Source organism: Pseudidiomarina aquimaris, from assembly GCF_003987395.1.
GTDB lineage: Bacteria > Pseudomonadota > Gammaproteobacteria > Enterobacterales > Alteromonadaceae > Pseudidiomarina > Pseudidiomarina aquimaris.
Genome location: NZ_PIPT01000014.1, coordinates 1 through 9,051 on the forward strand (window position 1 = coordinate 1; position 9,051 = coordinate 9,051).

At 44.4% G+C, this 9,051-nt stretch carries 7 protein-coding genes and 1 pseudogene; all 8 read right to left on the reverse strand.

Annotated elements, in window-relative coordinates; genetic code table 11:
- Window positions 1-208 precede the first annotated feature (208 nt).
- Window positions 209-418: pseudogene (locus tag CWE21_RS13160) on the reverse strand (cation transporter); the annotation flags it as partial.
- A 79-nt stretch (window positions 419-497) separates the two neighbouring features.
- Window positions 498-956, reverse strand: coding sequence for a hypothetical protein (locus CWE21_RS13165; RefSeq protein ID WP_006956218.1), 459 nt, complete (start codon window positions 954-956; stop codon window positions 498-500).
- A gap of 27 nt (window positions 957-983) precedes the next feature.
- Window positions 984-1,355, reverse strand: coding sequence for a cation transporter (locus CWE21_RS13170; RefSeq protein ID WP_055437796.1), 372 nt, complete (start codon window positions 1,353-1,355; stop codon window positions 984-986).
- 57 nt (window positions 1,356-1,412) lie between these two features.
- Window positions 1,413-1,751 carry a P-II family nitrogen regulator gene (locus CWE21_RS13175; protein WP_006956222.1) on the reverse strand — a complete coding sequence of 113 codons (339 nt, stop codon included), beginning with the start codon at window positions 1,749-1,751 and terminating at the stop codon, window positions 1,413-1,415.
- 96 nt (window positions 1,752-1,847) lie between these two features.
- Entirely contained in the window at window positions 1,848-2,216 is a 369-nt protein-coding gene (locus tag CWE21_RS13180) for a hypothetical protein (RefSeq protein WP_092841983.1), read from the reverse strand.
- 99 nt (window positions 2,217-2,315) lie between these two features.
- Window positions 2,316-5,441 carry an efflux RND transporter permease subunit gene (locus CWE21_RS13185; RefSeq protein WP_126834897.1) on the reverse strand — a complete coding sequence of 1,042 codons (3,126 nt, stop codon included), beginning with the start codon at window positions 5,439-5,441 and terminating at the stop codon, window positions 2,316-2,318.
- Window positions 5,434-6,960, reverse strand: coding sequence for an efflux RND transporter periplasmic adaptor subunit (locus tag CWE21_RS13190; protein ID WP_126834898.1), 1,527 nt, complete (start codon window positions 6,958-6,960; stop codon window positions 5,434-5,436). Before CWE21_RS13190 ends, CWE21_RS13185 begins: the two co-directional genes overlap by 8 nt.
- Before the next feature lies 1 nt (window position 6,961).
- Complete coding sequence (locus CWE21_RS13195) at window positions 6,962-8,251, reverse strand: TolC family protein (protein ID WP_241970304.1); 1,290 nt, start codon at window positions 8,249-8,251, stop codon at window positions 6,962-6,964.
- Window positions 8,252-9,051: the final 800 nt, after the last annotated feature.

Below are 9,051 nucleotides of genomic sequence, written 5' to 3' on the forward strand. Positions count from 1 at the left end.
CTCAGTGGCTTTGGCTTTATAACAACGAACGGCCTAACACGGCCATCGGAGGCATTCCGCCCAAACAATTAACGCAAGCGGTTCATTAATTCTACGAATAACTGCTGCTTAAAATGGGGGGATTACAGGTTTATAACCGCGCACTAAAGGAGGTTATACACCTGTGTCATGAACACAGGTCAAGCATTTTTAGCGTGCGGATTCATGCCGCCCTCTCTACTGCTTTCACTAAAGCGCTCGGATTTGCTGTTCCAGTCACACTGACCGTTCGCTGGGCAAAGTTCATCTCTGCATTTTCCACGCCGGATACAGACTTTAATGCATTTTCGATTTTGCCAACACAACTCGCGCAACCGGCTCCCTCGATAATGAGTTCCTCAATGGAACGACTACGAACGTCCTCAGTTTTTACACCCATACCAGTGCTCCTTATTGACGAGAAACGAGCCAAGCAACAGCTATTTCCCGCAAAGTACCAACGATAAAACCGTCACTCACTACATATCCGAAAATCGATTCGCAGTTTGCACCATTCGTTTAATTTCATTTTCTTCAACGTTCTTTACCGTTTCTAGCAGCTCTTTTGCGCTATCTATATCAACACGGGAATATAGGTGTTCATACAGTTCTATGACTTGCTCATGATGGTTTACAACCTTCTCCATAATGTGATCGGTATCTAACTCTTTAAAAGGCGAATCGCAGTGCCCATGCTCAACGATAGGATGTTTCCCAATATAGTCATAACACCAAGTGTCTAATGCATTTAGGTTGGCTGTATTCAAAAAACCTTCAACCATTCGCTCTAAGCTAGCTTCATGACCCGACACGTAGCTTAGAATCATCCGAGCTCGTTCATCTTGGTTTTGTTTAGAGCAGTGAGTCACACACTCCTTCAGGTTTTTGTGGAAATCAACGGTCCAACTCAGCACATCTTTGATTGTTTCTATTTGCATTTTTTACTCCTTACCGATAATTAATCGTTACTTTCGTTTGCTTTTGTTAACTGGCGGACTTCTGTGACAACTCCACGGTGTATGTTCCGAATTATCTTTAATATTTTGGTCAATAAACTTGTAGTACTCTTCTTTCAGATGAGTCCACCACCCACTATTTATTTCAACACCAAACTTCCTGAGCTTTTCCTCTATAACATTGAGATCCACTTTAGAGGCATCATAAGCTACCAATAACAAGTTACGCTCAGAGTCATAGGCAACGCTATCGAGACCAACCAAGCGATCGATTTCGTTAATCGCTTCGCGAACTTTTTTCACACTCTCAGTGTTTAGCTTTAATGTGCGATTGACTAAGTTAATTTCCCGCACTCCGGCTCTATGATCGTTATTTGACATCAATACTGTCCTGTTAATTAAAACTACCAATACGTTTCAGGCAACATTTGCTCGGTGTTAACTTTGTAACGAAAGCTCTTTATTAGTGGCTGCTCGTTTATCGTGAACCCAGAACAATTCATCGATTGGCGAGATAGAAACTAATCCCTCGTTAGATACCCCAGTATGGGCCGCTTCAACTACCAAGAGGGCAACATCACGCGCATCATCACTGTTCACATAAACTTCAAGCTGTACGTGATCAACTAAGTGATCATCGTTATAGCTATCGAAGTAGTAACCCCGTCCTCGCACAGGAAACAGCGTAAAGCCGCTAACGCCACGGCCGATGAGAGCCTCTTCCACTGAGTCTTGTCGAAGTTGATCAAAAATAGCGGTAATTTTAGATAGGTTCATATACCCCCCTAAAAGCCCTAAAACATATAGCTTATGGACTGTGTTTAGTCTAGTTACTTAAATTTCGAGAAAATCTAGAGTTGTAATTTAGTAGTGCTATTTCGGAGGGTAGTAAATATCGAAGAGTATTTGCTTCACATCACCTTTATAAGACAAGGGATGTGGCAAGTTGCTAGGAGAGTTTATCGAGGTGTCGAATTGAATAAATACTAGAGGTGAGTTCGCAGAGTTACACTCTTCATCCATAGAGCATTTATCAGCTACGCAGCAATAACAGTCGTCAATGATAGATTGCTCACTTTCATCGCAATGAAAGTTATCTTTGCTTTCGTTGCTAACATCCATATGGCTAACACTTTTTTCGTGCTGTACATTGGAAGCATTGTTATAAGGAGGAGCGGCTGGGAAGGATAGCTGTATCACTATTCCTAACATAAGCACAACTAAAAATTTTGCTTGAAACATATGTGCGCTCCTATTGCCATGCTATAAATTAGCATACTACCCCCTGCACATCATTGATCGAGAGCAAAGATGCGCAGGTGATATTTACAGAGTAAGGTATCATCTAACCTTAACGTCTTTCTTTCGCCACAAATAGTAAACAGCAGGTAATACGAGCAAGGTTAAGATAACAGCGCTGATCATTCCTCCAACCATTGGCGCCGCTATTCTACTAACCACCTCAGCCCCAGTCCCTGTACTAAACATTATAGGCAATAAACCAGCAATTGTAGAAACGGCCGTCATCATGACGGGGCGAACACGAAGTCCTGCCCCTTCCATTACGGCAAGAGAGAGACCCTCTTTCGTTAATGCTTTACCATGCTCTAACTGACTTTTTTCATATTCATTATAGGACTGGTTTAGGTAAGTCAGCATTAGTATTCCTATTTCTACAGTCACACCTGCTAGAGCTATAAAACCAACCGCTACAGCAACTGAGAAATTATAATCTAAAAGATACATTAGCCAGATTGCCCCCACCAATGCGAGAGGCAAAGTTCCCAATATAATGGCTATTTCTGTAGCGTTTCGAAAGTTCATATATAAAAGAACGATAATAATCGCGAGCGTTAACGGAATCACGTAAGTCAGTTTTTCCTTTGCCCTTTCCATATATTCGTACTGCCCGGACCAGGTAACTGAATACCCTGCTGGCAACTCGAGTTCTTGTTCTACAACCTTCATTGCTTTTTCAACATAAGTGCCGACATCAACTCCCTCAATGTCGACAAAAGTCCAGCCATTAAGTCTTGCGTTTTCGCTTTTAATTGCCGGCGGTCCAAGTTCAACGTAGACATCAGCCACATCCGCCAAACTAATACGCTGCCCGTTTGGCGTAACTAAAGGTAGCTTCTTTAATTCTTCCGGCGAATCACGGTAATCTTGAGGGTAGCGCAAGTTTATTGGGTAACGTTCAAGCCCTTCAATGGTCTCTGAAACATTCATTCCGCCAATAGCCGTGGCAACAACCTGCTGAACATCCTCAATGTTCAAGCCATAACGTGCAGCCTGCTCTCTTTTTATGTCGACTTTGACATAGCGTCCACCAGCCACTCGCTCTGAATAAACAGAAGCCGTACCATCGACATCATCAAGTATCGTTTCAAGCTGCTGACCGATCTTCTGAATTTCATTAAGATCAGCTCCGGCAACTTTTATACCTACCGGCGTTTTTATACCTGTCGATAACATATCAATGCGAGTTTTAATGGGGTAAACCCACGCATTGGTCAGCCCCGGAAACTTTACAAGCGCATCCAGTTCTTTTTTCAACTTCTCAGTGGTCATACCGTCTCTCCACTGATCTTTCGGTTTCAGTTGAATAAAGGTTTCAATCATCGTTAGGGGTGCCGGATCAGTGGCGGTATCCGCTCGACCAATTTTGCCAAAAACCGTCTTCACTTCCGGTACCGTTTTTATGAGCTTGTCGGTTTGCTGCAACAGCTCCCTTGCTTTACCAATTGATAATCCGGGATAGGTAGTGGGCATATACATCAAATCGCCCTCATCCAAATCTGGAATAAATTCACTACCAATTTTGTCAATCGGCCAGACACCAACGGCCAGGATAACAAGCGCTCCGACAACTGCTGTCTTGGGGTATTTCAAAATGCCTTTTAAAAGCGGTTTATACCCGGCGATCAATAACCGATTAAGCGGGTTTTTCCCCTCAGGTGTTACCTTTCCTCTGATAAAATATCCCATCAACACGGGGATAACGGTAATCGCTAAGGCTGCACTGGCTGCCATTGCGTAAGTTTTCGTGAAAGCAAGCGGAGAAAACATCCGCCCTTCCTGGGCTTCTAAGGTAAATACCGGCATAAAGCTGACGGTAATAATGAGCAAGCTAAAGAAAAGAGCAGGGCCCACCTCTGAAGCAGAGGCGGCAACCACCCGCCAGCGGTTCTCTGCTGTCAGTGGCGTTTTTTCCATATGCTTATGCATATTTTCAATCATGACGATGGCACCATCGAGCATAGCGCCAATAGCGATTGCGATCCCTCCAAGTGACATAATATTCGCGTTAATTCCTTGCCAATACATGACAATAAACGCGGTTAAAATACCCAAAGGCAAGCTGATAACGGCAACCAGCGAGGAGCGGACATGGAAGAGAAATATCACACAGATAAACGCGACAATAGCGAGTTCTTCTATTAAACTTTTCCAGAGACTTTCCACGGCATCCGAGATAAGCCCCGAACGATCATAGACAGTGACTATATCGACACCTTCTGGTAGCCCAGACTTTAATTCTTCCAACTTTTGTTTAACGCCATCAATCGTTTTTTGGGCATTTTCTCCGAAACGCATTACCACAATACCACCCACGGCTTCTCCCTCACCGTTGAGTTCAGCGATACCGCGTCTCATTTGGGGGCCCACACCCACATCAGCAACGTCTTTAAGCAATAATGGCGTGCCATTTTCATCAACGCCAAGCGGGATACTCTCTAAGTCTGACACACCATCAATATAGCCTGAGGCCCGGACCATATACTCAGCTTCCGCCATTTCAACCACCGACGCCCCCACTTCCTGATTACCTCGCTGGATAGCATTTTGTATGTGAGCAAGAGGAATATCGAATGCGCGCAGCTTCTCCGGATCCACTTTCACCTGGTACTGCTTTACCATCCCGCCGAGGGCGGCAACTTCCGAAACCCCCTCGACCGTTTGCAGTTCATACTTTAAAAACCAATCCTGCATACTGCGTAACTCACTCAAATTGTGGTTACCCGTACGATCAACCAAGGCATACAAATACACCCAACCAACCCCTGTTGCATCAGGGCCTAATTGCGGTCTTGCATTAGAAGGCAGTGTCGGAGCAACCTGAGACAAATATTCCAGTACTCGCGAACGCGCCCAGTAAGCGTCTGTATCTTCGTCAAAAATGACATACACATAGGAGTCGCCGAAAAACGAATATCCACGGACGGTTTTAGCGCCGGGGACAGACAGCATAGCGGTTGTTAATGGATAGGTTACTTGATCTTCTACCACCTGCGGCGCTTGACCCGGATAGCTGGTTTTAATGATCACCTGGACATCCGACAAGTCCGGCAGTGCGTCTACGGGCGTATTCTTAACCGCAAAAGCACCAACACCCACGAGGATTAATGTCGCCAGAAGAACGAAAAAACGGTTACTCACTGACCATCGAATGACTGACTTAATCATGGTTATGCTCCTGCTCTGTCACTTGTTTTTGCTCAGGAATATGAATCGATGTGAGCTGGTACTGTTGCTTCCCGACTTGCGTTATTTCCGCATGCAAGGATAACCCCGTGCTAAGCTGAGAAAGTTCAACATCCGAAGCAACATCGAAGTCCATCGTCATTGCAGGCCAGTCCCATTCAGAAATCTCACCGTGCTCCAGCGTAACCATCGAGTGCTGAGGCATAACATTTTTAACGGTTGCTTCAACCCAGACAGCTTGAGCTGCTGTGTCACTTGACATGCTGCCATGGCTCTCGTTATCAACATGCGTGTCATGTTGCATGCGCTTAAAGTCAGAGGACTTACTGGACTCAGAATCAATCAAAAACTGAGCTGAAGTAACGATGTCATCACCTGCCATGAGACCCGATAAAATTTCAACTCGCGAGCTCCCTAACCGCCCAACATCAACATTAACTGATTTAAATTTCCCATCACCCAGTGCCAGGACAACTCGGTTCGAATCACCCATTCGGATAAGCGCTTCTTTAGGGATGATTAAGTTTTTGTCGCCTAAACCAGCCTTAATGTTAAGATTCGCAAACATGCCCGGTTTTAAAAAACCATCCGGGTTGTCGAAGTGAATTCGAACTTGTCCCGTCCGAGTTTTAGAGTTAAGTGACGGATAGACATAATCAACCTTTCCTTGCCACTCTTTACCTGGAGCATACTCAAGGTTCATTTGAACGTCATTGCCTACCTCAACCTGGTTCAATTGCCGCTCAAAGACTTCTGCAATAACCCAAATTTTATCCAGTTGAGCAATGGTCATTAAATTCATACTCGGCGTTACATACGCACCTTCACGCACAGTCAGTCTATCCAATACCCCGGACTGCTTTGCTTTTACCGTGATTGTTTTCTGAATTTTACGAGTTTCTTTTAACTTCTTAATCTCAGATTCAGAGACTTGCAGAGCTCTTAAGCGTTCTTCAGCGGCATCAATTAGCACCTGATTACCTCTTTGCGAGGCCAATACAAGCTCCTCTTGCGCATTAACCATTTCAGGAGAGTAAATACTGTATAAAGGCTCGCCGGCTTTAACCGAGTTACCAACCGCTTTTACGAAAAGCTTCTCAATCCAGCCTTCAACACGAGGACTTACTGTTAATACTCGGTCCTCATCAAACTTAACATAGCCAACTGTTTCGATATCTAGGTTGAGTCTCGAGGACGTGACGGTTGCAGTTGTAACCCCAAGGTTATTAATAACGTCGGGATCAATTCTCACCGTACCAGGTGAACTCTCTTCTGCATCATCGCCATAGTAAGGAATAAGGTCCATCCCCATTGGAGACTTTCCTGGTTTGTCTCGACGATAATTGGGATCCATCGGAGCCACCCAATATAACGGCTCTTTTTCTGCATTGCCCGATGAACGATCAGACACTTCAGTCGATTGCATTACATAGCCAATAGCGCCAGCGCCAACTGCAAAGCCTACAGCTAAACTTATAAGAGATTTGGTGACTGTTTTCATTTTACACTCCTGAAAGTAATAAGTAGTTTGCTTCGGCAATCAATTTTTGGCGGTTGATGGCGATTGCTAATGCATCAATTTTTGCGTCGATTTCCGCAATCTGTGACCGTACCGCCTCGGCAAAGTCGCCATCATCATTGTTGTAGGCAGTCAATGCGGCTTCAGACTGGGCGGACATTTGTGGAAGTAGCTCTTCGTGATATAGGGCAGCACGTTCATTCAAACGGTTCAGTTGTAAAAACGTACTGCGTAAATTGGCTATTAACTGCCTGGCAACCAATAACTTCTCAGTTTTTTTTGCTTCCGTTTTAAACTTTGCTGAGCGTACCTGCTTATCCTGTTTGTTATCAGTAAATAAAGGGACATCGAACGTAACCCCGACTGACAGCAAGTCGGCACGGTCATTGCCGCTTGGATCGTCGTTTCTATGGCCATATTTCAGATTGGCTGACCATTGCGGTTTATAACCTTGCTGAGCGAGCTCGACAGACGTCTCCGACGCCAAAATGTCTTGATCGGTCGCTTGCAAAACCGGGTGTTCTTTTATCAATTCGTACAAGGCTTGATTCGGTATTGTCGAAGGTGATAGCAATGTCTTCTTCAGCGTAAGACTCGGAAGGTCATCCGGTAACGTTGATTTCGCTATAACACCTATCCATTCCGACAATTCGCTTTGAAGTTGCTCCTCTTTTTGTCGCAGTGACGTCAACCTATCATCTAGGCGTGTAAGCTCAAGTTGGGCTCTAATAACATCTTGCTGCCGTGCTTTTCCCTCGGTACTGGTATAACTCGCCTTAGCCGTCGACACTAACTGTTCAAAAAGCGCTCTATCCGATTCAATCAAGCGAATACTTTGCTGAGAGAAAAAAACATCTAACCACAACTTCGTGACCGTTGTTTTGACCTTTGCAATACGATCCGCTCTCAAAAACGGTTGTTTTTGAGCTAATTGGTTTTTCTGCTTACGAGACAACGATAATGTGTCTCCTCTGGGAAATGTTTGTGAAACACCGACGACTAACTGGGTCATTCCTTCCTGTCTTGAACTAAAACTGTCAACCGGGAAACTGGCAGCCGTGAGCGATATTTGAGGGTCAGGCAAACTGGAAGAGGCTATTGCTTCACTCGCGAATGCTTCTTGGGTTTGCTTACTTGCCGTTAACCAAGGATCTTCTTGTACAGCGATACTCACTGCTTCTTGCAAATTCAAAAGCGGCTCTTGTGCATTAACGACATTTGGCACCACTACAGTCAGAACACTTAAATAAGCCATTCTTCTTAAAAGTTTCATATTGTTACTCTCAAAAACTGTGAATTTTTAAATTAAACACAGACCAAGTTATGAGTCGAACCGTAACGAGGACGACGAACGACGTCGTAACGACAATGACCGAACCAAAGCTTATAGCTGTGCTTTTACCTGGACAATAAACGCGCCAGGAGCGAGAAATTTAGTACTTTTTAAGAGTAGATTGGGGGCCGAAATAGCGAGAGAGAGTGCTTTTCTTTAATATTCGTATCTAAGAATGAGGAAGCGTTAAAAACCAGCTTCTCAATAGGCGGAACGGTGGATTGCTCAGAATAAACGACAGTAATTGACGGGCTGTAACAATGACGCATCATTGAATCAGAGCAACAGTTATCGGTAAGAGAATGTGACACTTCGCAATCTGCAAGATCGCAAACCTGCTCAGTAGGATCGTGCATACATGCCTTTTCCGTACTGATAGTTTGTGAAAATGACATTGTTGTTACTGCTAATAGCAGTAGGGCAATGATTAAACGATACATGCGAAGGTTCACTATAAAAACATGCTTGCATTGTATCTCTTTTGGCTGATAAAGATCAATCAATTAAAGGAAGTACCCATAACGAGGTAGTCAACCCAGATGGTGATACGACTTCTACATCACCACGCATATTTATTGGGGTAAGCGGATTAAATGGTTGATCTTACCTTTGCATGAGAGTGAGACAGACCGGCATCTCATCGGATTATCTGGTTGATGCTTCACCTACTGCTGGTGCATGTTTCCTTCGCTAATTCCAGCAAGAACCCCACACGCCTCAACTTCCCGGTCATCGTTGCA

Bases quoted from the DNA above. Each gene is read 5' to 3' on its own strand.
- CWE21_RS13175 (WP_006956222.1), bottom strand. From the start codon at position 1,751: ATGAACCTATCTAAAATTACCGCTATTTTTGATCAACTTCGACAAGAC.
- CWE21_RS13195 (WP_241970304.1), bottom strand. From the start codon at position 8,251: ATGAAACTTTTAAGAAGAATGGCTTATTTAAGTGTTCTGACTGTAGTG.
- CWE21_RS13190 (WP_126834898.1), bottom strand. From the start codon at position 6,960: ATGAAAACAGTCACCAAATCTCTTATAAGTTTAGCTGTAGGCTTTGCA.
- CWE21_RS13180 (WP_092841983.1), bottom strand. From the start codon at position 2,216: ATGTTTCAAGCAAAATTTTTAGTTGTGCTTATGTTAGGAATAGTGATA.
- CWE21_RS13170 (WP_055437796.1), bottom strand. From the start codon at position 1,355: ATGTCAAATAACGATCATAGAGCCGGAGTGCGGGAAATTAACTTAGTC.
- CWE21_RS13165 (WP_006956218.1), bottom strand. From the start codon at position 956: ATGCAAATAGAAACAATCAAAGATGTGCTGAGTTGGACCGTTGATTTC.
- CWE21_RS13185 (WP_126834897.1), bottom strand. From the start codon at position 5,441: ATGATTAAGTCAGTCATTCGATGGTCAGTGAGTAACCGTTTTTTCGTT.